Origin of the sequence: Dysosmobacter sp. HCP28S3_G4, assembly GCF_052065175.1 — a bacterium.
GTDB lineage: Bacteria > Bacillota > Clostridia > Oscillospirales > Oscillospiraceae > Oscillibacter.
On sequence record NZ_JBQHUP010000007.1, the window covers coordinates 37,306 to 62,140 of the forward strand.

The window sequence follows — 24,835 nt, forward strand, 5'->3', positions numbered from 1 at the left end:
TGTTTTCTGTCATGCTTTGACGTCCCGCTTGCCCTTGGGAGATCCCTTGCCCTTCTTCACCGGGCGGCTGTGCCGCCAGCGGTCCTGAGGCGCGGCGCTCCGCTCCGTCTTCCCGGCGGGATGTCCGCCCCGGGCCGGCCGCTTTCCGGCTTTCTCTCCGCCGCCGTTCCCTCCGGACCGGGAGGGGACGTACCGGCGTCCGCCGGGATGCCGCTTCTCAACGGGAGCCGTCTTTTCAGCAGGGGGTTCCGGTGCGGGGACCGTCTCCTGAGCGGGGGCCGTCTGGGCCTTCCGCTTCACCCGGCCCTGCCGGAGATTCTTCTCATGGGCCCGGGCCTCCGCCTTCCGGCGGGCGGCCTTCTCGGCCTTCTGATCCAGCCGGTCGGCGGTCTCGCCGTACCGGGCAGGGTCCGTCTCCACCAGGCGGCGGACGATGTTGGCGGCGAAGCCGATGTCCGTCACCGCCAGGATGGCGCAGGAGGTGCGGCCCATGGCCGCGCCCAGTTCCGCCTTGGTAAAGGGGATCTGGAGCCAGGGACAGTTACCCATCTCAGCGAAGTGCCGCACCCGGCGGACGGTGTTGTCCGCCGCGTCGGAGGCCAGCAGCAGCACACGGGCGTCCTTCGCCCGGGCGGCGGCCTCCACCGGCTCCTCGCCCACGGCCATCATATTGGCCCGGCGGCACAGTCCCAGCAGGGGGAGAAGTTCACTGCCCATCTCCGCCCTCCAGTTCCCGCTCCAGGGCGTCGTAGACCTCCGGCGGGATGGCGGTGGAGAAGGCCCGCTCCAGCGCCCGGGTCTTTCGGGCCTTCTTCAGGCACTCCACGTCCCGGCACACATAGGCGCCCCGGCCGGGCTTCTTGCCCACGAAATCCAGTGAGATCTCGTTCTCCGGGGACTTCACCACCCGGATCAGGGCCTTCTTATCCTTCATCTCCCGGCAGCCCACGCACTGCCGCTGGGGGATCTTCTTCACTTTTGGCACAGCGGACCGCGCTCCTCTCTCCCTGAATGATTATTCCCGGGGCTCCTCGTCTCCGGCGGGGACCTCCTCAGACACTTCCTCCTCCCGGAAGCTCTGGGGCTTGATGTCGATCTTGTAGCCGGTGAGACGGGCCGCCAGACGGGCGTTCTGGCCCTCCCGGCCGATGGCCAGGGACAGCTGGTCATCCGGCACGATGCAGCGGCAGGCCTTGCCTTCCTCGGCCATCCGGACCTCCACCACGTCGGCGGGGGCCAGGGCGGCGGCGATGAACTCCGCCGGGTCCTCGCTGTACTTGATGATATCGATCTTCTCGCCCCGCAGCTCCTCCACGATGCTGTCCACCCGCTGGCCCTTGGGGCCCACGCAGGCGCCGATGGGGTCCACGTTGGGGTCGTTGGACCACACAGCCATCTTGGTGCGGCTGCCCGCCTCACGGGCGATGGCCTTCACCTCCACGGTGCCGTCGAAGATCTCCGGCACCTCCAGCTCGAACAGCCGCTTCACCAGACCCGGATGGGTTCGGGAGATCAGCACCTGGGGACCGCGGGTGGAGTGGCGGACGTCCACCACGTACACCTTCACGTGCATGCCCTCGGTCAGTTCCTCGCCCTGGACCTGCTCACCGGCGGTGAGCAGCGCCTCCGTGGACTCCGTGCCGCTGCCGATGCGCAGGGACACGGCGTTGGTGCGGGGATCGATGCGGGTGACCACGCCGGTGAGGATCTCATGCTGCTTGGAGTTGAACTCGTCGTAGATCATGCCCCGCTCGGCCTCCCGCAGGCCCTGGATGATGACCTGCTTGCCGATGCCGGCGGCGATGCGGCCGAACTCCATATTGTCCACGGGGATGTTCACCACGTCGCCCAGCTCGTACCGGGCGGAGATGCGGTGGGCCTCCTCCAGGGTGATCTCGTTGTAGGGGTCGTAATACTTCTCGTCCACCACGGTCTTCTGGACGTACATCTTCAGGGCCTTGTGCTCCTCGTCCACGTCCACGATGACGTTCTCCACATCGTCGTGGTCCTTCTTATAGGCGGTGGTCAGGGCCTGGATGATCTTATCCAGCATGAAGTTCTGGGGGATGTTCCGCTCCTTTTCCAGCAGTTCCAGGGCGGCAAAGATCTCCGCAGAATTCATGCCGGCGGGTTCTTTCTGTTTCTTGCCTCTCATTTCTGACGATTCTCCTTCTGATTTTGTTGGGCATCCGATCCGCCCCGCAGGGCGGTTAAGTTTCATTCCTTAGAATTCCACCCGGAGCCGGACCATGGCCGTCTCCTTTTTTCCGAAGGTCAGGTCGTCCTTCCCCACGGTGACGGTGGTGTCGCCGGTGGACTCGTCATAGGCCTTCAGCGTCCCGGCGAACTCCTTGCGGCCGTCGCGGGCCTGGTACAGCTTCACTGTGACGGGGCTGCCCAGGAAGCGCTGGAAGTCAGAGGGGCGCTTCAGCTGCCGCTCCGCGCCGGCGGAGCTGACCTCGAAGGTGTAGCTGCCCTCGATGGGGTCCGCCTCGTCCAGCAGGGGCTCCACGGCCCGGGACACGGCCTCGCAGTCCAGAATGTCCACCTGGCCCTCCAGCTTGTCGATATACAGCCGCAGATACCAGGCGCCGGCCTCCCGGACGTACTCCACGTCCCAGAGGATGCAGTCCTGTGCCTCCACGGCGGGGGCGGCCAGCTCGGCCACCAGTTCCGTGATCTTTTTCAAGACAGTTTTCCCTCCCGGCGGAAATTTTGACCTTCTGGGACAGCATCGCATCATGCGGCAAGAGCGGTTTGCGAGCAAATTTTGCGTCTGACAAAGGCGCAATTCTGCAGGAATACCGGGCGCATTTTAAAAATTTGCAACGCATGGATGGCGCAAAATGTCCGCAAAGCGCCGCCGATGCATTTGTGCGGTGCCGCCCTAAAAAAGGCCAACAAAAAGAGCGGACCCGGGGCCCACTCCACATACCTACACTACTAACATACAGAATATAGCACATCCCGCCAGGCATTGCAAGAGTTTTCTTGCCCTCCGGCGGTAAAAAAATCAGAAAACAGGACGCTTTTCGCAAAAAACGCCCTGTTTTCCGGGAAATCACCGTTTCCGGACCCACTGGATCAGGCAAGCGGCCAGAAACACCGCCAGATCCGTCACCACCACCGAGGCTCCCACCGGGGTGGACAGCACGAAGGACGCCGTCAGTCCCACGCAGAAGCAGGCCACCGACGACACCCCCGCGCAGATCACCACGCCCCGGAAGCTCTTGAACAGCCGCATGGCCGTCAGCGCCGGGAAGATGATCAGGGAGGAGATCAGCATGGCGCCCATCATCCGCATGCCCAGCACGATGGTCAGCGCCGTCAGGATGGACAGCAGGGTGTTGTACCGCTCCACGTTCAGGCCCGTTGCCCGGGAGAAGCTCTCGTCGAAGGTGACGGCGAACAGCTTGTGGTAGAACAGCACGAACAGCGCCAGCACCGCGATGCTCAGCAGCACCGACAGCGCCACGTCGGACTTCGTCATGGCCAGGACGCTGCCGAACATATAGTTGTCCACGTCCGTGGTCATGCCGGTGGTCAGGGAGATCACCAGAATGCCCACCGCCAGGGCGGAGGCGCTCATGACGGCGATGGCGGCGTCGTTGTTCCACCGGGGATGGCTGGCCATCCGCAGCAGGAAAAAGGCCGCCAGGATCACCACCGGAATGGAGAAATACAGCGGCGTGATGCCCAGGGCCACGGCGATGGCCAGGGAGCCGAAGGACACATGGCTGAGACCGTCGCCGATCATGGAGTACCGCTTCAGCACCAGCGACACTCCCAGCAGGGCGCAGCACAGACTCACCAGCACACCCGCCGCCAGCGCCCGCTGCATGAAGGGCCAGGAGAACATCTGCAGAAGGATCATGTCCGCTCCTCCTCTCCGAACCGCCGTCCCTGGGGGGAGGCCAGATAGTCCGGCACCGTGCCGTAGAACCAGCTATCCCGGCCGATGTGCAGCACCGTCCGGGCGCTGTGGAGGGCGGCCTTCAGATCGTGGGTCACCATCACCACGGCCATGCCCTCCTTCCGGTTCAGATAGGCCAGGGTCTTGTACAGGTCCTGGGCGGCGGCGGGGTCCAGTCCGGTGATGGGCTCGTCCAGGATCAGCAGCCGCCGGGCGGCGCACAGTGCCCGGGCCAGCAGCACCCGCTGCTGCTGGCCGCCGGACAGCTCCCGGTAGCACTGGTCCTTCAGCTCCAGGATGCCCAGCTTGCCCATGTTCATCAGCGCCCCGGACCGCTGGGCCGGGGTGTAGAAGAAGTGGAAGCCCTTCCGGTTCAGATACCCGGACAGCACCACCTCATAGACCGTGGCGGGAAAGTCCCGCTGGGCCCGGGTCTGCTGGGGCAGATAGCCGATGGCCCCGTCCCGCAGCTCCGGCGCCCGGACGATCTCGCCGGACAGGGGGGACAGCAGGCCCAGCAGGCCCTTCATCAGCGTGGACTTGCCGGAGCCGTTCTCGCCCACCACGCAGAGGTAGTCCCCCTCCCGCACCGTCAGGTCCAGGTGCTGGAGCAGGGGCTTTCCCTCGTAGCCCAGGGACACGTCCCGGCAGACGATCAGTTCATTGTTCTCCATGTCCGTGTCCCTCCTCTCTCTGTTTCGCGCAGACGTCGCACAGCCCCGTGAACACCGTGGTCCGGGGATCGATGTGAAAATGGTGCCGCTCCGCCAGATGATCGTACAGGGGCTTTAAATGGGTGCAGTCCAGATGCAGGATGCGGCCGCAGCCCCGGCACTGGAGCAGCAGACACTCCCGCCCCTCTCCGGCGTGGTCGCAGTACTGGTACAGCGCCCCCTCCCCGGTGTTGACCTTGTGGACCAGTCCCGTCTGCTCCAGCTTCTCCAGCTGGCGGTAGATGGTGGCCAGGCCCACCGGATGGCCGGACTGGCGCAGAGCCTCCGCCAGTTCGATGGCGCTGACCGGCTCCTCCCGCCGTCGGGACAGGCAGTCCAGCACCGCCTGCTGCTGTTTCGTGGAATATGCCATGGATGCCTCCTGAATTTGAATATGAAAATCATTTTCATATTATAGCCGCCCCGGCGGAATAGTCAAGCAAAATCTCCGGCGGACAGAAAAAGGCAGAAAAACTCCGGAGCCGTCCCCGGCTCCGGAGTGTGTTCGCGGAAGCGCCCGCCTATTCCAGCAGGCCGTATTTGGTCTTCACCCGATCCAGCTTCTCCAGCATGGGCTCCGCGGCGAACCACAGGAACAGCGCCGTGGCCGCCGCCTGGACGCAGTCCATGGGCAGGCCGGAGAGACAGTAGGCCAGCAGCAGCTTCCCGTCCAGCGTCCCGGCCCACATGAGGGCCGCCGCCGGATTCATGATGCCGCCGTAGATCACCACGGCGGACAGTGCGCCGAAGGCGGACAGTGCCACCCGGCTCCGGGGCAGCGGCCCCCGATGGAACAGCACCCCCGCCAGAAAGCCGGTGAAGCCCATGGCGAACATCTGCCACGGCGTCCAGGGTCCCTGCCCGAACAAGATGTTGGAGGTCAGCATGGTGACGGCTCCCACCAGGAAGCCCGTCTGGGTGCCCAGGGACGTCCCCGTCAGAATGGTCAGCGCCATCACCGGCTTGCACTGGGGCAGCATGAAAAACGCCGCCCGGCCCGCCGCGCCGATGGCGCACAGCACCGCCATCACCGCCAGCTCCCTGGCCCGGGGCCGCCGTCCCTCAAACAGGAGAAAGAAGGGCAGCATGGCCTCCAGCAGGATCAATAGTGCAATAAAATAATATTTTCTGCCATTATATAAGACTTGTCCCGCCAGCAGCGTCAGGGGGATCAGCAGCAGGACCCCGCCCGCCGCCAGAACGGACCGCCGGGAGGGACGCCGTTCCCCCGCTCTTTCAGGCGGCCGCGGCATGGGGGCGGCGGGCCGCCGGACGCACAGCGCCAGCACCAGCAGGGGCAGCAGGAAGGCGGCGTACTGTCCCACAGACGGGCCGCTCTCCGGCGTCAGCCCGCCGGAGGCGGCGGTGCGCAGCAGCACCGCCAGAGCCGCCAGTCCGGAGACCACCGCCAGATATTTCCGCCACCGGGGCAGCTTTTTCGCCGGACGCCCCACCGTCTCCGGGGCTGCGGCGAAGCCGGAACCGTCTGTTTCCGGCGGACATTCCGGTGGTGGCGGCAGGACGCCGCCGCAGGCCAGGATCAGGTCCTCCGGCGTCACGGCCCGGGGCAGCAGGGGCCGGGCCATGCGGTTGGCGGCGGTGGTGTAGAAGCTGTTGCCGGAGAAGAAGTCCCGGGGTGGGCCCTCCGTCACGACGCCGCCGTCGAAGAACAGGGCGCACCGTCCGGCGTACCGGGCGCAGAACTCCACGTCATGGCTCACCATGAGGATAGCCGTCCCCTGCCGCCGGAGGGATTGGAGGATCTCCCCCAGCGCCTGCTTGAAGGCGGCGTCCAGGCCCTTGGTGGGCTCGTCCAGCAGCAGCAGGTCCGGCTCCGTCAGCAGCACCTTGGCCAGGGCCGTCCGCTGCTGCTCGCCGCCGGAGAGGTCGTAGGGATGGCGGTCCAGCAAACCCTCCAGACGGCACAGCCGCACCATGCGGGCCGTCCGTCCGCCCCGCTCCGTGTCCGTCAGTGGCAGCTCCTCCAGCGTCTCTGCCAGCTCCTCCCGGACGGTGTTCTTCACGAACAGCGCCTGGGGGTCCTGGGGCAGCAGGGCAATCGTCCCATGGCGGCATACCTCTCCCCGCTGGGGCGTCAGCAGGCCGCTCAGCAGCTTCAGGGCGGTGGTCTTTCCCGCGCCGTTGCCCCCCAGCAGGGCCAGCAGTTCGCCCCGCCCCACCGTCAGGGACAGGCCCTTCACCACGTCCGCGCCGTTCTGTTCATACCGGAACCACAGCTTCCCGGCGGACAGCACCGTCTCCCCGGCGGGAGGCTCCGGCGTCTCCGGCACGGGATGCAGGGGATGGGCCGATTGGAACTCCTTCAGCCAGTCCCGGCCCTCCCGGACGGTGACAGGACAGGGGGCGTCCGTGTCCGCCGCCGCCCAGACCCGCATGGCGGCGGGCATGGCCAGAAACATGGCGTGGCCCCGGTCCCGCAGGGCCATGCCCGCTTCCCCGGGTGTGCCGGTACAGATCAGCCGCCCCCGGTCCAGCACCGCCGCCTCCGTGGCCAGGGGAAACACCTCCTCCAGACGGTGCTCCGTCAGGATCACGGTGGTGCCCAGTTCCCGGTGGATCTTCCCCAGCATGGCCAGGAAGTCCGACGCCGCGATGGGGTCCAGCTGGGCGGTGGGCTCGTCCAGGATCAGGGCGGCGGGCTGGGTCACCATCACCGCCGCCAGATTCAGCAGTTGCTTCTGACCGCCGGACAATGACGCCGTGTCCCGGTAGAACCAGTCCTCAATGCCGAAGAAGGCCGCCATCTCCGCCACCCGGCGGCGGATGAACGGGGTGTCCCACCCCAGGCTCTCCAGTCCGAAGGCCAGCTCATGCCACACCCGGTCGGTGACGATCTGGCTGTCCGGGGACTGTTGGACGAAGCCGATGCGTCCGGCGGCGGCCCGGCGGTCCAGCTCCTCCAGGGGAAGGCCCTCGAACAGGATCTCCCCATCCCGCCGCCCGTGGGGGGACAGGGCCGGCTTCAGCTGCCGCAAAAGGGTGGTCTTACCGCAGCCGGAGGCGCCGCACACCACCAGAAAGGCCCCCTGCTCCACGGTCAGGGACACGTCCGACAGGGCGGGGCGGGTCTGTCCCGGATAGGTGAAGCTCAGGTGGCGGAGCGTGAACGTGTCCATTGGCGGGCCTCCCTCCTATTGAAAATCACCGGCGTCAGGCAAAGGGCCAGATACACCAGCTGAAAGCCAACGGGCAGCACGCCGGTCAGAGTCCCCCGGACCGTGGGATAGTACCGCCAGTCCAGGCCACCCGCCGCCCATCCGGCGGCGATGAAGACACCGCAGAAAGCCAGCCAGACCAGCAGCGTCCGGTCCCGGCCCTCCAGCCGGTAGATGGAGAAGGACGTGCGGCCCGGCAGGCCCCAGCCCCGGCCGCGCATGCTGTCCGCCGTCTCCACGGCGCTCTCCAGTGACCACGTCACCAAAATAGACACCTGGGCGGCAGTGTTTTTCAGCCGCCGGAACCAGCTCCCGCCGGAGCCGTCCCGTCCCACGCACCGCCGGGCCTCCCGCACCGTCCGGAACCGGGCCTGGAACCGTGGCACGGACCGCAGGGTCATGGACAGCAGCAGGGACAGGGCGGGCAGCAGCCGCCCGAAGAGCCACACCAGCTTGTCCGACGTCAGCACCGCCGACGCGCAGGTGAACCAGGCCACAGCCGCCGCCAGCATGGCCGACGCCGCCAGTCCGTACAGGATGCTCTCCAGGGTCAGGGGGTTCCCGGAGGGCAGATAGGTCAGGATGGTGGCCCCCTCATGGTTGAAGGCCGGATTCAGCACCGCCGCCAGCAGGGCCATGGGCAGCAGGTACCGCAGCTGGCGTCCCACCCTCCGCCAGCCGTACAGGTCCGCCGCGCAGAGCAGGGACGACGTCAGGGACACCGCCAGACACACCGGATGGAGAAAAAACATGGTAAACAGCAGCACCAGGGCGAAGTACAGGAAATTCACCAGGGGATGGCAGTCGGAAAAGGCGTTCCGGCGCTCCATGACGTCCCTCCTCTCGTTGCTTTCTTACGCGCTCCGCTGGTCCGCGGCGGCGCCGCCGATGTCCGCCCCCAGGTCGCAGGTGTAGCGCCAGCAGATCTCGTCGCCGTCCTCCAGGAGATACTGGCTGCACCCGTAGTTGGGGTACCAGCCGTTGACGGCGTACATCCAGCCGGACAGTTCTCCGGCGTCGAATTCGTACAGGTTTCCGATGCCCTCGATGTAGGCGCTGCCGTAGAGGGGCGTGTTCTCGTACTCCATGTGGAGCTTCCGCTGTTTGCAAGTGCGCTGGAGGACGTTGAACACGCTCTCCCCCTCATAGAACGTCACCTCCGTGGGCGGCAGGAGCCAGCCATCGGAGGGCACCAGCTCCGTCTTCTCCGGGTCGCACAGGTCCATGTTGTCCAGCAGGGCGGCGCAGCTGACGGAGATGGTGCAGGTGTACGTGCCGTCCGCCGTTCCGCCGGACAGTGCGGCGGTCGCTGACGCCGCCGGAGACGCCGCCGGGGCGGCAGCGGGATCCTCCGGCGTCTCGGGAACTTCCTCCGGGGATTCCGGCGTGTCCGGCTCCTCCGGGATCTCCGGAAGTTCCGTCAGGTCCTGCTCCGGGTCCGCCTCCGCCGGTTCCGCGGCGGCAGGCTCCGCCGGAGACGACACCGCAGAGGAGGACGCAGAAGCGTCCGGGGCCTGTCTGTCAGCGCCGCCGTCCAGGCAGAAGGCGGCGATCAGCAGGAGCAGGACGCCCAGGGGAAGCAGGAGCTTCCACAGACCGTGCTTTTGTCTCATGGCGTTCTCTCCTTTACATTACAGCAGCTTTGCGGCGTCCAGCAGGGCCGTCACCGCTTGGGCAGCCTCACCCCGGGTGATGGGCCGGTACGGCTCCAGATCCAGGGCGTCCGCGTCAAAGAGGCCTGTCCGGCAGCAGAATGCCACGCTCGCCTTCGCCCAGTCCCCCACCATCCGGTAATCGCCGAAGGGGGCCAGGGCGTCCAGGACCTCTCCGTCCGTCAGGGCAGTGTCCAGACCGCAGAGCCGGGCGGTGCGGGCCAGCATCACCGCCGCCTCCTGGCGGGTGATGGTGCCGTCGGGATCAAACACGGTCTCGGTCCTGCCGTTGACGACGCCATAGGCGTGGGCGGCGCCCACGTAACCGGCGCACCAGCTGCCGGAGGCCACGTCGGCGAACCCACCGGCGGTCTGCTGGGGCAGGCCCAGCGCCCGGACCGTCACCACCGCGAACTGGGCACGGGTCAGGCGGCTCTCCGGACGGAAGGTGCCGTCGGCAAAGCCCGTCAGGACGCCCCGCGCCGCCAGCGTCTCCGCCGCGGAGCGGTACTTGTCCCCGGCGATGTCCGGGAAGGTCGTGTCGGGGGTCGTCACCGCCGGGGCCTGCACGTCCGGGTGCTTCCCCGGCAGGCCCGTCCCGGCGGTGGACGCGATCCGGACCGCGGCGTCGCCCATGCGGTAGAGACTGTTCTCCCCCCGGAGGGCCCGCTGTGCGGCCACCAGGGCGTACAGGCCCTGCTCCGAGGCCATCTGGCCGGAGCCGGAGCCGCCGCCGGTGTGGAGGAAGCTGCCGTCGGGCTGCTGATAGCCCAGCAGACCGTCCAGGGCGGAATGGCCGTTCTTCACAAACCGGGGATCGTCCAGGGGGATGCCCAGCTCGCACAGGGCCACCAGCACCTGGGCCGTGCTCTCCGCGTTGGACGTCCCGCCGCTGGACCAGCCGCCGCCGGCGTCCTGGGCATCGCTGAGCCAGGACAGCGCCCGCTCCGCCGCGTCCCCCACCGCCGTCTGGTCCTGATATTTCGCCAGGGCCTGGAGGGCCATGCCGGTGACGTCGGCGTCGGCGTCAGAGCCGCCGCCCCGATGGGTCAGGTCCCAGCCGCCGCAGTCCAGCTGACGGGACAGGATCTCCTCCACGTACATCTGCCGGGTGGCCCGGGTCTTGGCGTCGGCATTCACCGGCATTTCATAGTCTCCGGCGTCCAGGGCCAGCAGCGCCCAGACGGGGCCGTTGATGCCCTGCCAGACGGTCTTGTCGAAGTCCCCCAGGGGCGTCAGCAGATCATAGCCCGCCACATCCGTGGGGTCCGCGCCGATGGCCGTCAGGGCGATGGCCACCCGGGCGTACTCCGTGTACTTCTTCTCGTGGAGGACACCCTTGTAGGCCGCCGTCTCCGCCTCCACCGCCGCGTAATAGCTGTCCCAGAAGGTCTGGGGCACCTCGAAGCCGCCGCGGGCCAGGCCCAGGACGGCCCACTCGCCGCCCACGCTGCCCACCCGGGGCTGCTCCACGGTCCGCAGCATATAGGCCGCCGCCCGCTCCGCGGCGTCATTCAGCGCGCTTTCCGACGCCGCCGACGCGGGCACCCACAGGCCGGCCAGCACCGTCAGTGCCAGCAGCAGGCCCACGGCCCGTTGTCTCATGGTGTTCATCCCGTCCCCTCCCCTTTCAGCCATCCTGGTCGGACAGCGCCAGCCAGCGGGTCAGGATCACCGCCGTCTGGGCTCGGGTGGCGCCGCTCTTCGGCTCCAGGGTATTCCGCGCCGTACCGGTGAGGAGACCCGTGCCGCAGGCCCAGGCCATGGCGTCACGGGACCAGGCCCCCACGCTGGCCTCATCCGCGAAGATGCTGAGGTCGCCCCGGGCGGTGACGCCGGCCTGCTTCCAGCCGGCGTAGCGGTACAGCAGCGCCGCCAGCTCCTCCCGGGTGACGGGGGCGTTGGGGCGGAAGGCGCCGTCGCCGTAACCGGCGGCGATGCCGCTGGCGGAGGCCCAGGCCGCGGCGTCCGCGCAGTAGGACTCCGCTGCCACATCGGTAAAGGGTGCGGCGCTCTCCGGCGCGGGACTTCCCTCCAGCCGCCACAGGATGGTGACGATCATTCCCCGGCTGACCGCGCCCTCCGGGGAGAAGGTATCGGCGGCGGTGCCCTTCATCAGGCCCACTCCGTACACGGTGCGGATGGCGTCCAGCGCCCAGTGGCCCTCCACATCCGTGAAGGGCAGGCCGCCGGTGAGAGCCGCCCAAGCCGCCTCGGCGCCGGTGAGGACGCTGTAATTGGTGACCAGTTCTTTCTGGGCGTCGGCGAGCCGGTCATAGGCCGCCCGGGCGGCCTGAATGGCGGGGCCGCTGTCCGCATTCACCGTGCCGATGGCCCGGATCAGATCCATGACGTCGCTGACAGCGGCCGTTCCGGCCGGGACGGAGCCGCTGTTGACCGCGTCCCAGCTGCCCTGATAGCCCGTCTCCTTGGTGTAGTCGTCGGTGTAGAACCACTGGACGGTGTCGCCGCTGCGCAGCGTCCGGCTGTCCCAGCCCTCATCGGCGATGGTGCCGTTGTGGCGGTACATCCAGCCGGAGTTGGGTCCGTTGTCCAGCTCCGCCAGACCGTTGATCTCCGAGACGTAGGTGGTGTTGGCGGTGTAGTCCAGTCCGGCGTTGTTCAGCATCAGCTCGGTGACGTACTGCACCGTGGAATCCTCCGGCACCTGGACGGTGGTGCGGGCGATCCAGGTGGGATCGGTGTGCTTTCCGGTGTACTCCCCGGTGTCCGGGTCATAGTGGACGGTGTCGCCGGTGAGGGAGAAGGTGACACGGATGGTGCCGTCCTCCGTGCCGCCGGAGGAGCCGCCGGACGCCGCCCGGCGGATGACGACACTGTAGGTCTTCGTCCGCTCGCCGCTGGCGGAGGTGACGATCAGCAGGAAGCAATTCTCCCCGGCGGACAGCGCCAGCGGCTCGCTGGCAGCGCCGGAGGTCAGGGTCACGGCGGTCTCCAGAGCGCCGCCGGTGAGGGTCATCGCCGCGCCGTCGCTGGCCGCAGGCGTCAGCCGCACGGCGGAGACGGCGCTGTCCACGGAGAACTCCACCGTGTCCGACGCGTCGGGGACGGCGGTGACGCCGCCGGGAGTCAGGGTCAGACCCGTCAGGTCCGCGCCGTCCTCCGGGGTCGCCGTGTTGGCGACGTTCAGGATGTAGATGACCGGCTCCCGGTCCTCCTCCTGGACGATGATCCGCAGCTTGCCCACCGCCGTCATGGGGGCGCTGTCCATGCCGGAGGCCACCCGCTGGGCGGACACGTAGATGTTGGCGTCCGGGTTTGCGGCGGTGGGGGTGACGGTGAGGACGGACGCCCCCTGTCCGTCCACGGTGTACGCTGTGACGCCCTCCGTCAGCTCCACCGGCGTCCCGTTGACGGACAGGGCCGTCAGGCCGCCGCTGACGCCCACGGCCCCGGCGGCGGGCTGTGCCCGCAGCACGGCGGTGATCTCCGGGGAGATCTCGCCGCTGGTGGTGCCGTAGCTGAGAACGGGGTTGTAGATTTTGATGTAGGAGACTTCGTCCAGCTCCACCGGGTCGCCGTGTTCATTCACCGCCCAGGCCAGGTCGAAGCCGTCGCCGTTGTAGGTCCACTGGTGGTCCGCGGCGTAGGGATTGGCGGCTCCGCTGCCGCCGTCGGCCCCGGCGCTGTGGCAGTCGGCGTAGCCGAAGGCGCAGAACCCGCCGGAGGCCAGACGGCTGCCGGTGAAGGACACCGACTTCGCCGTGTAGGTGACGTTGGCTCCCGCGCCGGTCTGGTACGCGCCGTAGTACGCCGGGTCGGGATAGTAGGGCTGGGTGTGGAAGCTGTTTTTGGGCAGGACGCCGGAATTGCCCAGGCTGTCCGTCCAAGGGATGTCCGCCGCCGCTGTGAAAGCGGTGTCCCCGTTGGTGTAGGTGACGGTGACGCCGTGGACGGTGGACGCCTCGTAGTACCGGCTGCCCGCCAGCTCATACCAGGTCTCGCCGTCCCGGGACACCATGACCGCGGCGGGCTCCGCCGCGCTGGCGGAGGTCTCGCCGTCGCTGTCGGTGAAGCAGTTGCCCACCACGATGAAGTCCACGCCGTAGGGATTGGCGGGGTCGTTGCGGATGGGCTCGTCATACCGGTAGACCACGCTGCCGCCGAAGGTGCCCAGCGTCACGGCGGCGGAGCCGGTGAGGGTCTTTCCCACCTCCTGCCAGGACGGCAGGTTCACGAACTGGCCCGGCGCCGGGAGGTAGGATTCCACGGCGCTGGGGGAATCGGAAGCCCTGCGGTACAGGCCGATGACGTACTTCTGGCCCTCCGCCGTGCCGTCGGCCGCGGTGCGGCACAGCCACACCGTCACCATAGCCTTTTCCGCGTCTCCCACCGGCAGAGCCATGGGCTCCCCGGCCCGGCCCTCACAGGTCACGCCGTTCAGCACCGCCAGAACGGTGACGGCTTCTTCCTCCTCAGCGGTCAGATTGGTATGGAACGTCACATGGACGGTGTCCGCGCTGTAAGCAAAGCCGCAGGAGCCGGTCCAGCCGCTGCCGTTCTCCGGCAGGGCGGCGTTCAGGGCGCCCTCGTCCAGCGTCACGTCCGTCAGCCGCAGCTCCGCCTTCCGATGGACAGTGACGGTATAGTCCACCGTCTCGCCGTCCTTCGTGACCTGGATGGCCACGGTGTTGTCTCCCACCTCCAGAGGGATCTCCCCGGAGGTCTTGCCGCTGTCCACAGTCCCGCCGTTGACGGTGATGGCGCAGCCTGCGGCGGTGGGCTTCACGGTGAGCCGGTCCCGCCAGTAGTTCACGGTGTAGGTGTAGCTCCCCGTCCGGTCGCCTGCCGCGAAGGCGGGCGTCAGGGTCTCCTCGGCGGGCACCGGGTCCCCGGCGCTGATGGTGTTCTTCGTACCGGTGCCGGAGGACGAGGCCGTCAGGGTCAGGCCCGTCAGCGGGCCGGTGGAGGCCGTCTTTTTCACGTGGATGGTGTACGTCCGGGCCGGCTCCACCTGGATGCTGCCCGCCGGGGCCGTGACGGTGACAGCGATGTGGGACACGGTGTCTGCCCCGTCCGGGAGATAGCAGGCGGTGCCGGAGGCGGAGAGGATGGCTCCAGTGGTGGTCAGAACGCCGCTGTTGGCGTTGGCAACGCTTTTATAATAGGAAGTCAGCTTCACGGACGCCCCCTCCGTGGCCGCCGCAGCCGTCAGCTTCACGAACTGGGCGCCGCTGACCTCCACGGTGTACTCCGTCACCTCCGGGTCAAAGTCGAAGCCGGTGACGGCGGGGGTCAGGATCTCCAGGGACGCCAGCCGGGTATCGATGTCGGAGGAGGCCGTCAGGTCGATGACCACCGGCTCCGTCTCCGCGCCGGTGACGGTGAAGGTGCCGGTCTTCGTCAGGAACCCCGGCTTGCTCACCGTGTATCCGAAGGACTGGGCACCGCCATCGGCATTGGTGTGGAGGGTACAGATATAGTCCTGCCATCCCGCCGGGGCGCCGTCCGTTTGGACGATGTACTTCCCGTCCACCGCCGCGTTTCCGTAGTACCCGTCGGTGAGAGACAGGGAGGCCCCCTCCGGCACCCGGACGGTCACCGGGACGCCCGCAAAGGCGGGGACCGTCAGCCGGTGGGTGACGGTGCGGGACACCCCGCTGTCCGCCTTGGCGGTGACAGTTGCGATGAGGTCAAACACCGCGTCCTTCTCACCCACGTTGGGCCGGGAGACGGCAGTCTTGCTGCCGCTGAGGGTCAGGGCGTCCGACTTGCCGCTGACGTGCTTCAGCGTCCAGGCCACGGAGGCGCTGGCGGTGCCGTACAGCTCACTGGAGGTGGGCAGGGACACGGTGCTGCCGGAGACTGCGCCCAACGGCCGGGTGACAGCGTCCGGAGACGCGCTGCCGTTCCGGATGCGGGCGAAGCACAGGTTCTCCGCCACATAATCCACGATCTCCCGGGGCGTCCGCTGGAGGGACGTCACCCGGATGTAGAGGCTGGCAATGGTGGAAGACGTCTCGCCTCCCACGGTGAAGGTCACGTTTTTCAGGCAGTTCAGCAGCTTAGGATTGTTGTCCTTGAAGTAGTCCTGGGTGATGTTCCCCGTCTCGTCCATGCCGGTGTAGGACCGGGTCACGGGGCTGCCGCTGTTCCACTCCGTATAGGTGGTCTCAGACAGGCTGGGGGTGTAATTCACCGTCACCTCCCGGCCGGTCTCGGCCTTCGCCCAGGCCTTCAGATAGTCGACGACATTGGTGTACTCCGTCCCGTTGTAAGTCAGGGGAAACACCAGGGGCGTTCCGGTGGCGCTGCTGTATTTCTTTGCGCTGTCGGAGAACTCCCCGTAGATGGCGGCCACGGCCTCGCTGTCACTCATGCCGCCGCTCTGCTCCTCCGTCACCGTCACCACGCAGGCCGGGGCGATGATGGGGCACGGGACGGTGGCCGTCTCATAGGTGGACCAGTCCACCACCACCTCGTCGGGGACGGTGCCGGAGGCGGTGACACAGTAGGTGCCCGGCCGGTCAAAAGACAGCGTCACCCGGCCGTCCTCACCGGTGACCGCGCCGTCCAGCGGGACGAAGGTCCCGTCCTCCCAGACGCCCGCGGCGACGCCGCTCAGGGGTACGTCCTTCAGGTCCTCCTCGCTCCAGGCCATGCCCAGATGGCCCTTCAGGGTCAGGGTGAGGGCCGTCCCCACGGAGACCTCCGCCGTTCCCCGGCCAAAGAAGGCGTACCAGTCGGCGTAGTAGGTGTCGTCCAGGTTGACGGAGGCCGTCAGCGCATCGCCGTCATGGACGGCGGCGTCCGTGACGCCGCCTGTCAGGCCGGTGTCATTCAGGAAGAACAGCGTGTTGTAGCTGTCCTCTCCCCAGAGACGGCTGACGTAACCGCCGGGGGCGCTATAGCCCTCCGTCCCGGCGGCGCAGCAGGCGGCGTGGGCCGCCGTCAGGGCCTCGTCATAGGTCAGCGTGCCGTCGCCGTCCAGATCGGTGACGGTCACCGGGCGGCGGGCCATGACCTGGCCGTCCCTGTCCGACGCCAGGACGCCCCGGACGCTGACCGTCAGGTACACCACGGCGGTGTCCGTCTCACGGGCCAGGACCTCCATAGGCAGCAGGCCCAGCGTCAGGACACAGGCCAGCAGCAGCGATGCGATTCGTTTTTTCATCAGTGTTCCCCCTTGCCGAATCATCCGGAACAGAAATTACGGTGTCTTCTGTCCTCCAAATAAAAAAGCGGACGCTTCCGCATCCGCTTTTGTCCATGACAAAATCAGCGGCAGTATTCAAAATACCGCCGCTTTCGTAAAACTGGCGCAAAAGGGACACCCCACTCCCGGTGAGGTCCCTCTCTCTTTGTAGGTCTTCTGACTCACATGTTCAGGCGCACACGCGCCAGCGCCTGCCCCTCGCCTTCCCAGCCGCTGCCGCAGCCAGTGACCCGCTTTCGCGGAAAAAGGGCACGCTCCATGATTACAGCACAGCGGGATGGCTGTCCGCAGCCGGTCCCCGCCGTGTCCAGGGTTCTGACCTGGTTCCCTTGTTCAGCCGAACAAGAATGCGTGTCCCGCCGCCGGGACGGGGTCGCGCATCTGCCACAAAAGCCGGAGCATGATTCGATTGTCCGGAAGGGATTTCCTTCCTTTTTTGTAGGATACACCGTTCCAAGGGTGCTGTCAACCGCCAGTTTTCGCCGTTCTCCGCTGCCGTTCCCGGCTTTCTCCCATCTTTCGCTTGCCGATTCCGCCGGATTGTAGTATAGTGAAAGCGTACAAGACGGTCAGGCAGCCTGCGCTTTTCCACCGCCGCAGGGTCCAGGCCGTTTCCATTTACCGCGGACGCGCCATCCAGAGGATCGGAGGAGTTTTCCATGAGATCTGAGCTGCAGCTGTTTGAGTCAAATCCCATCATTGCCGCCGTCAAGGACGAGGAACAGCTGGAGCACGCTCTGGCCTCCGACTGTGACATCCTGTTCTTCCTGTTCGGCAGCATCTGCAACATCCGGGAGCTGGTGGACCGGGCCAAGACCCGGGGCAAGCTGGCCTTCGTCCACCTGGACCTGACCCAGGGGCTGGGCGGCAAGGAGATCGCCGCCGACTTCATCCGGGAGTACACCCGGGCCGACGGCGTCATCAGCACCCGCCCTCCGCTGCTGCGCCGGGCCAAGGCCATTGGCCTGCTGACGGTGCTGCGGATCTTTTTGGTGGACTCTCTGTCCTTCACCAATCTGGAAAAGCAGATCGACGCCTGTGGCGCCGATCTGGTGGAGATCATGCCCGGCGTCATGCCCAAGATGATCCGCCGGGTGTGCGCCGCCACCAGCATTCCCGTCATCACCGGCGGGCTCATCTCCGATAAGGAGGACGTCATCAACGCCCTGTCCGCCGGGGCGCAGTGCATCTCCACCACCTGCGAGGCGCTGTGGGGGGACCTTTAATGCTTCGTCCGAATGCAAGCATTCGGACGAGAAAACCTTCGGCAAAGTGCAGGCACTTTGCCGAAGGGGACTGCCGGGAACCTGCGCGCACTCGCTTCGCTTGCACACTCCGGTTCCCTGAGAGGTATTTTTTCCGCCGTACACGCCGCCGGAAAAAATGATTCCGGCCATTTCGCCGGCTCCGGCCGGCGAAACCTGAGGGGGCTTCCAGCCCCCTTAGGACTCCCCTGGAACCTCGTTCCCGCTGCGGCGGGAACATCGGGGACGAGGGACGCGGGGGCGTCGGTGGCTGTTCGCTTTTTAATAACCTGACAAAAGTTTCGGAGAATTTCCAAAAAAATCTTGCATTTTCAACAATACCCTGTTATAATAAGTCCTAGCTGAAAGAGTTGTGAGAGATGAGTGTGACAACGACCAGTCCGGCTGGTGTTGTTGCGCTCTTTTTTTGCCCTTTTCACGGTTCAAAATCATAAAAGGAGAGCGAGAACATGGAAACCAGACCCTATGTACCCTGGGAACTCATGAACAGCTTTATGATCGACGTCTTCAAGGCCTACGGTGTGCCCGAGGAGGACGCCAAAATCTGCGCCGACGTCCTGCTGGAGTCTGACCGGCGGGGCATTGAGAGCCACGGCTGCAACCGCTTCAAGCCCATCTATCTGGACCGCATCAAGAACGGCACCCTGCTGCCCGTCACCAAAATGGACATCGTGAAGGACACCCCCACCACCGTGGTGATGGACGCCAACAACGGCATGGGCATGGTGGCCAGCTACCACATGATGGAAATGCTTATCGAGAAGGCCAAGCAGTACGGCATGGCCGGCGGCGCCATCTACAATTCCACCCACTACGGCATCGCCGGTTACTGGACCACCATGGCCGAGAAGGCCGGCATGATCGGCATCAGCGGCACCAATGCCCGTCCCTCCGTGGCCCCCACCTTCGGCGTGGAGCCCATGATGGGCACCAACCCCATGACCTTCACCATGCCCACCGACGAGGCGTTCCCCTTCAACTTCGACTGCGCCACCTCCATCGTCCAGAACGGAAAGATCGAGTTCTATGAGCGCATGGGCAAGCCCACTCCCGCGGGCCTGGTGGTCACCAAGGACGGCGGCACCATGACCGACTCCGGCCAGATCCTGAAGGACATGCGGGCCGGCAAGTGCGCCCTGCTGTCCATCGGCGGCCTGGGCGAGGAGACCGGCGGCTACAAGGGCTACGGCTTCACCACCATCGTGGAGATCCTGTCCGCCGCTCTGGCCGGTGGTCCCTTCATGAAGGAGCTCAGCGGCAAGAATCCGGACGGCAGCAACAAGATGTACCGTCTGGGCCACTTCTTCTTCGTCATCAACCCCGAGTTCTTCATGGGTCTGGACACCTTCAAGAAGACCGCCGGCGACATCTGCCGCGGCCTCCGCGCCTCCGAGAAGGCCCCCGGCGCCGAGCGGATCTACACCGCCGGTGAGAAGGAGTATCTGGCCTGGCAGGATCGCAAGGACAAGGGCGTGCCCGTGGGCGACGCCATCCAGAAGGAGCTCATCGGCCTGCGGGACGAACTGAAGCTGGACTATCGCTTCCCCTTTGAGAAATAATTGGATCACAAATAACAAACTGGAGGACAACATCTATGGATTACGCGAAGGAATCCCTGCGCCTGCACGGCGAGTGGAAGGGCAAGATCGAAGTCGTGGCCACCGTGCCCGTGGCCACCAAGGACGACCTGTCCCTGGCCTACACCCCCGGCGTGGCCCAGCCCTGCCTGGAGATCCAGAAGGACATCTCCAAGAGCTATGAGCTGACCCGCCGCCACAACCTGTGCGCCGTCATCACCGATGGCTCCGCCGTCCTGGGCCTGGGCGACATCGGCCCCGAGGCCGGTATGCCCGTCATGGAGGGCAAGTGCGTGCTGTTCAAGGCCTTTGGCGGCGTGGACGCCTTCCCTCTGTGCGTCAAGACCAAGGACGTGGACGAGTTCGTGGAGACCGTGTACAACATCTCCGGCTCCTTCGGCGGCATCAACCTGGAGGACATTGCCGCTCCCCGCTGCTTCGAGATTGAGCGGAAGCTGAAGGAGAAGTGCGACATCCCCATCTTCCACGATGACCAGCACGGCACCGCCATCATCACCCTGGCGGGCCTGACCAACGCCCTGAAGGTGGTGGGGAAGAAGAAGGAGGACGTGAAGGTGGTCACCTCCGGCGCCGGCGCCGCCGCCATCTCCATCGTGAAGCTGCTGCTGTCCGCGGGCTTCAAAAACGTCACCATGTGCGACCGCAAGGGCGCCATCTACGCTGGCCGTGAGGGCCTGAACTGGATCAAGACCGAGATGGCCGAGGTCACCAACCTGGAGCACAAGGCCGGTTCCCTGGCCGACATGCTGGTGGGTGCCGACGTGTTCATCGGCGTGTCCGCCCCCGGCACTGTCACCACCGAGATGGTGAAGACCATGAACAAGGACGCCATCGTCTTCGCCTGCGCCAACCCCACCCCCGAGATCTTCCCCGACGACGCCAAGGCGGGCGGTGCCCGGGTCATCTCCACCGGCCGCAGCGACTATCCCAACCAGATCAACAACGTGCTGGCCTTCCCCGGCGTGTTCCGGGGCACCTTCGACGTCCGCGCCAGCGACATCAACGAGGAGATGAAGATGGCCGCTGCCCAGGCGCTGGCCGGTCTCATCTCCGACGAGGAGCTGAACGAGGACTACATCATCCCCAAGGCCTTCGATCCCCGCGTGGGTCCCACCGTGGCCGCGGCTGTGGCCGAGGCCGCCCGGAAGTCCGGCGTGGCCCGCATCTGACCCGCCGCCCACGGAGAACGGCCCATGATCGATCTCAAACAGAAAAAGCTGTTCCTGCTGGACATGGACGGCACCATCTACCTGGGCGACACCCTTTTTGACGGCACGAAGGACTTCCTTCGCGCCGTCCGGGAGCGGGGCGGCAAGTACCTGTTCGTCACCAACAACTCCTCCCGCAGCGTCACCGCCTACGTGGACCGGCTGCGGGGCATGGGCATCGATGCCACGGCGGATGACTTCCTCACCTCCGTGGACGCCCTGATCTGGTACATGCGGGGCAAGTATGATGGCGCCCTGATGTACGCCTTCGGCACCCGCACCTTCCGCCAGCAGCTCAGCGAGGCGGGCTTCCATGTGACGGACAAGCTGGAGGACGGCATCTCCCTGCTGGTGTGCGGCTTCGACACGGAGCTGACCTTCCAGAAGCTGGAAGACGCCTGCATCCTGCTGGGCCGGGGCGTGGACTTCGTGGCCACCAACCCCGACTGGGTCTGCCCCACCTCCTACGGCTCCGTGCCGGACTGCGGCTCCGTCTGCGAGATGCTGTTCCGGGCCACCGGCCGCCGTCCCAAGTTCATCGGCAAGCCGGAGCCGGAGATGGCCCTGCTGTCCATGGAGCGCTGGGGCTTCTCCCCGGAGGAGACCGTCCTCATCGGCGACCGCATCTACACCGACATCGCCTGCGGCGTCAACGCCGGCATCGACACCGCCTTCGTCCTCTCCGGCGAGGGCGTGCCGGAGGATATCGAGAAATTCGGCATCCATCCCGCTGGTACTTACCGCGATATCCGGGAGATCCTTGAGCATATGGCATAATGCCCACAGTTTTCCCGTAGGTTTTGTCGTTTATATCCAAATGCAAAAACATTTTTGTGCATTCTGTACAGAAACAGCTTGCAGAATTCCGGTCTTTTATGTTTTTATTGACATTTCCCGTAAATCGTTCTACAATAAATATTGTTGGAGTTCCGCGGGATTTATGCAAAATTTCCGAAAATCCATGCAGGTCTTTCCGGAGCTCCGGCAGTAAATAAAAGAGAAGGGGACAATTCAGATGAAAAAGACAATCGCACTGCTTCTTGCACTGGCTATGGCGCTCTCTCTGTGTGCCTGCGGCGGACAGGAAGCCGCTCCCGCGGCCTCCACCGGCTCCTCCGGAAGTGCAGCCGCCTCCACCGCCGCCGATCCCGCTGACGACTACTATCTGGAGATCAAGTTCTCCAACGTGTTCCAGCCCACCGAGTGGAACTATAAGGCCTCCGAGAAGCTGGCTGAGATGATCACCGAGCGCACCGAGGGCCACATCTCCGTTACTTACTATGGCCAGAACGAGCTGGACTGCTACGGTGACTCCGTCACCCAGGCTGTCAACGGCGCCAACTGGATGGGTCTGGAAGAGCCCTCCCTGTTCGCCGACTACGTGGGCGACGCCGCCATGCTCATTGGCCCCATGCTGTACAACACCAACGACGAGTACAACTACGTCATGGAGTCCGACGTTGTTCAGGACGTCATCGACCGTCTGGCCGCTGAGAACATCCACATTCTGGACACCCACTATTCCTTCGGTTTCCGCAGCGTGGTCACCAACCGTGACATCCACACCCCCGCTGATCTGAAGGGCGTCAAGCTGCGCTCCACCTCCTCCGCCATGTTCACCAAGACCGTGGAGTGCCTGGGCGCCACCCCCACTCCCATGAGCTTCACCGAGTGCCTGTCCGCCATCTCCTCCGGCGTTGTTGAGGGCTTCGAGGGTTCCACCTCCACCCTGGCCGGTGCCGGCGCTCCCTATGAGCTGGTGAAGAAGGTCGCTCTGACCAACCACCTGATCGCCACCCGCTGGCTGTTCATGCCCGAGGATCTGTATCAGTCCATCCCTGAGAAGTGGCGGAACATCATCGACGAGTGCGCTGTTGAGTGCGGCAAGTGGGAGCAGGAATCCTGCGCCGAAGACGAGGAGACCCAGAAGAAGATGCTGGCCGAGAACGGCGTGACCTGGAACGAGGTCGACCTGGACGCCTTTACCGAGGCCTGCGCCCCCGTCTATGACTGGATCGTGGAAGAGTACGGTGCTGATCCCGAACTGCAGGGCAAGCTGCTGGATCTGGTCACTGAGTACCGCGCCAGCCACTCCTGATCCCTTTCCGCCTACAGCCGGTAATGGAATTTCCATCCGGTACGGGCCGTCCGCGTTGGCGGACGGCCCGTACCGGATATGACGGTCCCCGGGTGGGTGACGCCGTCACGCCCTGACCAGAATCGTGCTGTCTCAACCGACTTTTGAAGGGAATGAGTATGGAACGTAAAAAGAAAATTACGTTGAAAACGGTCATAACGAACCTGGATGCCGTGATCACCGCGGTGACGCTGTCACTGTGTACGATTCTGGTCAATCTGAACGTCATCTGCCGCTACTTCCTCAACAGCCCCATCCAGTGGAGCGAGGAAGTGGTCACCAGCCTGTTCGTGTGGACGGTTTTCATCGGGAGCGCCTATGCCTACCGCAAGCACTCCCATCTGGGTATCGACATTCTGGTGAATGCCATGCCCTCCAAAATGCAGGCTGTGGTACGGGACATCATGTCCATCGTGGAACTGCTGATTCTGATCATGCTGACGGTCATTAGCGCTCAGTATGCCTATAACCTGGTCTTCTCCAAGGGCGTTCTGAAGATCGCCCTCTCCGACATGCTGCGTGTTCCCAAGGTCTACACCGGGATCGCCGTGCCCATCGGCTTCGGTCTTTCCACCATTTATTCCGTTTATTTCCTGCTGACGGACCGCTTCCACATCATCAAGAAGAAGCAGCCCGCCGCAGAAGCCGCAGAGGAAGGAGGGCATGAGGCATGACGCTGACACTGGTCGATCTGATCCCCGTCTTCATGGTCTTCATTCTCTACTTCCTGGGCCTGCCCATCGTGTATGCCCTGTTCGGCTCCACCTTCTTCTACTTCCTGTTCATCGACACCACCTCCCTGCCCTGGCTGATCCTTCAGAAGGTGATGAACTCCACCCAGTCCTTCTCCATGCTGGCCATCCCCTTCTTCATCATGGCCGGCTCGGTGATGAACTTCGGCGGCATCAGCGACAAGCTGATGGACTTCTGTGAGTGCGTCACCGGCCACATGAAGGGCGGTCTGGCACAGGTGAACGTGCTGCTGTCCATGCTGATGGGCGGCTGCTCCGGCTCCGCCAATGCCGACTGCGCCATGCAGTCCAAGATGCTGGTGCCCGAGATGGAGAAGCGTGGCTACTCCAAGGCCTTCTCCGCGGCCATCACCGCCGCCTCCTCGGCGGCCACTCCCGTCATCCCCCCCGGCGTCAACCTGATCATCTTCACCCTGATCGCTCAGGCGTCTCTGGGCCGGACCTTCGCCGCAGGCTACGTACCCGGCATCCTGATGGCCATCTCCATGATGATCACCGTGGCCATCATCTCCCACAAGCGGAACTATCCCACCACCCGGGACAAGTTCCCGCCCATTTCCGTCATCCTGAAGCAGGCACTGGTGTCCTTCTGGGGTCTGTTCTTCCCCTTCGGCATCATCCTGGGCATGCGCTTCGGTCTGTTCACTCCCTCTGAGGGCGGCGCCGTGGCCGTGCTGTACAGCTTCGTCATCGGCCGTCTGGTCTACAAGAAGCTGAGCTTCCGCAAGCACCTGATCCCCATTCTGCTGGACACCATCTCCGGTACCTCCAGCGTGGTGCTGATCATGGTTTCCGCCAACGTCTTCGGCCAGTACATGACCTGGATCAACCTGCCCAAGATCGTGGCCTCCGCCATTCTGGGCATCACGGAGAACAAGTGGGTCTTCCTGATCCTGTGCAACGTGGTCTTCCTGATCATGGGCATGTTCCTGGAAGGCGGCGCCGCGCTGATGATCATCACGCCGCTGCTGCTGCCCGTGGCCCGGACTCTGGGCGTGGACGTGTACCACTTCGGTCTGGTGGCCATCGTCAACATCATGATCGGCGGCATCACGCCTCCCTTCGGCTCCATGATGTTCACCACCTGCGGCATCACAGGGTGTCCCATCAGCGAGTTCCTGAAAGAGGTCTGGCCATTTATCGTGTGCCTGCTGCTGGTGCTGCTGCTCCTGACCTTCTGCCCGGTGCTGATCACCATCGTGCCGGATCTGCTGTACGGAGCCGCCGGCTGATCCCTGTTCATT

Annotated in this window: 19 protein-coding genes and 1 riboswitch; of the genes, 7 read left to right on the forward strand and 12 right to left on the reverse strand. The window is 65.3% G+C overall.

Translation table 11 applies throughout. The annotated features are described in order from the left end of the window. Nucleotides 1–9 precede the first annotated feature (9 nt). The 12 genes from ACTNBU_RS03155 to ACTNBU_RS03210 all read right to left on the reverse strand — a co-directional run bounded on the left by ACTNBU_RS03155 (nucleotide 10) and on the right by ACTNBU_RS03210 (nucleotide 16,589). Nucleotides 10–717, reverse strand: coding sequence for a L7Ae/L30e/S12e/Gadd45 family ribosomal protein (locus tag ACTNBU_RS03155; protein ID WP_441030635.1), 708 nt, complete (start codon nucleotides 715–717; stop codon nucleotides 10–12). After that, on the reverse strand, nucleotides 707–985 hold the full coding sequence (rnpM, locus tag ACTNBU_RS03160) for an RNase P modulator RnpM (RefSeq protein WP_441030637.1): 279 nt from the start codon (nucleotides 983–985) through the stop codon (nucleotides 707–709). The genes ACTNBU_RS03155 and rnpM overlap by 11 nt, the downstream gene beginning before the upstream one ends. Before the next feature lie 30 nt (nucleotides 986–1,015). Further along, nucleotides 1,016–2,155, reverse strand: coding sequence for a transcription termination factor NusA (nusA, locus tag ACTNBU_RS03165; protein WP_441030639.1), 1,140 nt, complete (start codon nucleotides 2,153–2,155; stop codon nucleotides 1,016–1,018). A gap of 69 nt (nucleotides 2,156–2,224) precedes the next feature. Continuing rightward, on the reverse strand, nucleotides 2,225–2,689 hold the full coding sequence (gene rimP / locus ACTNBU_RS03170; protein ID WP_441030641.1) for a ribosome maturation factor RimP: 465 nt from the start codon (nucleotides 2,687–2,689) through the stop codon (nucleotides 2,225–2,227). Between the two features lie 372 nt (nucleotides 2,690–3,061). Then, a complete protein-coding gene (locus ACTNBU_RS03175; protein WP_441030643.1) occupies nucleotides 3,062–3,874 on the reverse strand; it encodes a metal ABC transporter permease in 813 nt (270 codons plus the stop codon). Next, complete coding sequence (locus tag ACTNBU_RS03180; protein WP_441030645.1) at nucleotides 3,871–4,587, reverse strand: metal ABC transporter ATP-binding protein; 717 nt, start codon at nucleotides 4,585–4,587, stop codon at nucleotides 3,871–3,873. Before ACTNBU_RS03180 ends, ACTNBU_RS03175 begins: the two co-directional genes overlap by 4 nt. Then, nucleotides 4,574–4,999 (reverse strand): Fur family transcriptional regulator, encoded by a 426-nt coding sequence (locus ACTNBU_RS03185; RefSeq protein WP_441030646.1) that lies wholly within the window; start codon nucleotides 4,997–4,999, stop codon nucleotides 4,574–4,576. The genes ACTNBU_RS03180 and ACTNBU_RS03185 overlap by 14 nt, the downstream gene beginning before the upstream one ends. Before the next feature lie 148 nt (nucleotides 5,000–5,147). After that, nucleotides 5,148–7,763: an ATP-binding cassette domain-containing protein gene (locus ACTNBU_RS03190; RefSeq protein WP_441030647.1), complete on the reverse strand. Its 2,616-nt coding sequence runs from the start codon at nucleotides 7,761–7,763 to the stop codon at nucleotides 5,148–5,150. Beyond that, the gene (locus ACTNBU_RS03195; RefSeq protein ID WP_441030649.1) at nucleotides 7,736–8,632 is read right to left on the reverse strand and encodes an energy-coupling factor transporter transmembrane component T family protein; all 897 of its coding nucleotides are present in this window, start codon (nucleotides 8,630–8,632) and stop codon (nucleotides 7,736–7,738) included. Before ACTNBU_RS03195 ends, ACTNBU_RS03190 begins: the two co-directional genes overlap by 28 nt. Nucleotides 8,633–8,656: 24 nt before the next feature. Beyond that, the gene (locus ACTNBU_RS03200) at nucleotides 8,657–9,415 is read right to left on the reverse strand and encodes a DUF4430 domain-containing protein (protein WP_441030651.1); all 759 of its coding nucleotides are present in this window, start codon (nucleotides 9,413–9,415) and stop codon (nucleotides 8,657–8,659) included. An 18-nt stretch (nucleotides 9,416–9,433) separates the two neighbouring features. Continuing rightward, the gene (locus ACTNBU_RS03205; RefSeq protein ID WP_441030653.1) at nucleotides 9,434–11,068 is read right to left on the reverse strand and encodes an S-layer homology domain-containing protein; all 1,635 of its coding nucleotides are present in this window, start codon (nucleotides 11,066–11,068) and stop codon (nucleotides 9,434–9,436) included. Nucleotides 11,069–11,084: 16 nt separating this feature from the next. After that, entirely contained in the window at nucleotides 11,085–16,589 is a 5,505-nt protein-coding gene (locus tag ACTNBU_RS03210; RefSeq protein WP_441030655.1) for an S-layer homology domain-containing protein, read from the reverse strand. 171 nt (nucleotides 16,590–16,760) lie between these two features. Next, a riboswitch (cobalamin riboswitch) is annotated at nucleotides 16,761–16,992 on the reverse strand. 298 nt (nucleotides 16,993–17,290) lie between these two features. Between ACTNBU_RS03210 and ACTNBU_RS03215 the strand changes: the two genes are divergently transcribed. From ACTNBU_RS03215 to ACTNBU_RS03245, 7 genes are all read left to right on the forward strand, one after another. Then, nucleotides 17,291–17,857: a glycerol-3-phosphate responsive antiterminator gene (locus ACTNBU_RS03215; protein WP_441030657.1), complete on the forward strand. Its 567-nt coding sequence runs from the start codon at nucleotides 17,291–17,293 to the stop codon at nucleotides 17,855–17,857. A 488-nt stretch (nucleotides 17,858–18,345) separates the two neighbouring features. After that, nucleotides 18,346–19,455 (forward strand): Ldh family oxidoreductase, encoded by a 1,110-nt coding sequence (locus ACTNBU_RS03220; protein WP_441030659.1) that lies wholly within the window; start codon nucleotides 18,346–18,348, stop codon nucleotides 19,453–19,455. 35 nt (nucleotides 19,456–19,490) lie between these two features. Further along, nucleotides 19,491–20,663, forward strand: a complete 1,173-nt coding sequence (locus ACTNBU_RS03225; RefSeq protein WP_441030661.1) for an NAD(P)-dependent malic enzyme — start codon at nucleotides 19,491–19,493, stop codon at nucleotides 20,661–20,663. A gap of 24 nt (nucleotides 20,664–20,687) precedes the next feature. Beyond that, nucleotides 20,688–21,479, forward strand: a complete 792-nt coding sequence (locus tag ACTNBU_RS03230) for an HAD-IIA family hydrolase (protein ID WP_441030663.1) — start codon at nucleotides 20,688–20,690, stop codon at nucleotides 21,477–21,479. Between the two features lie 238 nt (nucleotides 21,480–21,717). Next, nucleotides 21,718–22,800, forward strand: coding sequence for a TRAP transporter substrate-binding protein DctP (gene dctP / locus ACTNBU_RS03235; RefSeq protein WP_441030665.1), 1,083 nt, complete (start codon nucleotides 21,718–21,720; stop codon nucleotides 22,798–22,800). 158 nt (nucleotides 22,801–22,958) lie between these two features. Beyond that, a complete protein-coding gene (locus ACTNBU_RS03240) occupies nucleotides 22,959–23,513 on the forward strand; it encodes a TRAP transporter small permease (protein WP_441030676.1) in 555 nt (184 codons plus the stop codon). After that, nucleotides 23,510–24,823, forward strand: a complete 1,314-nt coding sequence (locus ACTNBU_RS03245; RefSeq protein ID WP_441030681.1) for a TRAP transporter large permease — start codon at nucleotides 23,510–23,512, stop codon at nucleotides 24,821–24,823. The genes ACTNBU_RS03240 and ACTNBU_RS03245 overlap by 4 nt, the downstream gene beginning before the upstream one ends. Nucleotides 24,824–24,835 lie beyond the last annotated feature (12 nt).

Excerpts from the sequence above, each read along its gene's own strand:
- ACTNBU_RS03195 (WP_441030649.1), bottom strand. The coding sequence starts at position 8,632 with ATGGAGCGCCGGAACGCCTTTTCCGACTGCCATCCCCTGGTGAATTTC.
- ACTNBU_RS03200 (WP_441030651.1), bottom strand. The coding sequence starts at position 9,415 with ATGAGACAAAAGCACGGTCTGTGGAAGCTCCTGCTTCCCCTGGGCGTC.
- dctP (WP_441030665.1), top strand. The coding sequence starts at position 21,718 with ATGAAAAAGACAATCGCACTGCTTCTTGCACTGGCTATGGCGCTCTCT.
- ACTNBU_RS03205 (WP_441030653.1), bottom strand. The coding sequence starts at position 11,068 with ATGAACACCATGAGACAACGGGCCGTGGGCCTGCTGCTGGCACTGACG.
- ACTNBU_RS03230 (WP_441030663.1), top strand. The coding sequence starts at position 20,688 with ATGATCGATCTCAAACAGAAAAAGCTGTTCCTGCTGGACATGGACGGC.
- ACTNBU_RS03225 (WP_441030661.1), top strand. The coding sequence starts at position 19,491 with ATGGATTACGCGAAGGAATCCCTGCGCCTGCACGGCGAGTGGAAGGGC.
- ACTNBU_RS03190 (WP_441030647.1), bottom strand. The coding sequence starts at position 7,763 with ATGGACACGTTCACGCTCCGCCACCTGAGCTTCACCTATCCGGGACAG.
- nusA (WP_441030639.1), bottom strand. The coding sequence starts at position 2,155 with ATGAGAGGCAAGAAACAGAAAGAACCCGCCGGCATGAATTCTGCGGAG.
- ACTNBU_RS03240 (WP_441030676.1), top strand. The coding sequence starts at position 22,959 with ATGGAACGTAAAAAGAAAATTACGTTGAAAACGGTCATAACGAACCTG.
- ACTNBU_RS03220 (WP_441030659.1), top strand. The coding sequence starts at position 18,346 with ATGGAAACCAGACCCTATGTACCCTGGGAACTCATGAACAGCTTTATG.
- ACTNBU_RS03210 (WP_441030655.1), bottom strand. The coding sequence starts at position 16,589 with ATGAAAAAACGAATCGCATCGCTGCTGCTGGCCTGTGTCCTGACGCTG.
- ACTNBU_RS03175 (WP_441030643.1), bottom strand. The coding sequence starts at position 3,874 with ATGATCCTTCTGCAGATGTTCTCCTGGCCCTTCATGCAGCGGGCGCTG.
- ACTNBU_RS03245 (WP_441030681.1), top strand. The coding sequence starts at position 23,510 with ATGACGCTGACACTGGTCGATCTGATCCCCGTCTTCATGGTCTTCATT.
- ACTNBU_RS03155 (WP_441030635.1), bottom strand. The coding sequence starts at position 717 with ATGGGCAGTGAACTTCTCCCCCTGCTGGGACTGTGCCGCCGGGCCAAT.
- ACTNBU_RS03185 (WP_441030646.1), bottom strand. The coding sequence starts at position 4,999 with ATGGCATATTCCACGAAACAGCAGCAGGCGGTGCTGGACTGCCTGTCC.
- ACTNBU_RS03180 (WP_441030645.1), bottom strand. The coding sequence starts at position 4,587 with ATGGAGAACAATGAACTGATCGTCTGCCGGGACGTGTCCCTGGGCTAC.
- ACTNBU_RS03215 (WP_441030657.1), top strand. The coding sequence starts at position 17,291 with ATGAGATCTGAGCTGCAGCTGTTTGAGTCAAATCCCATCATTGCCGCC.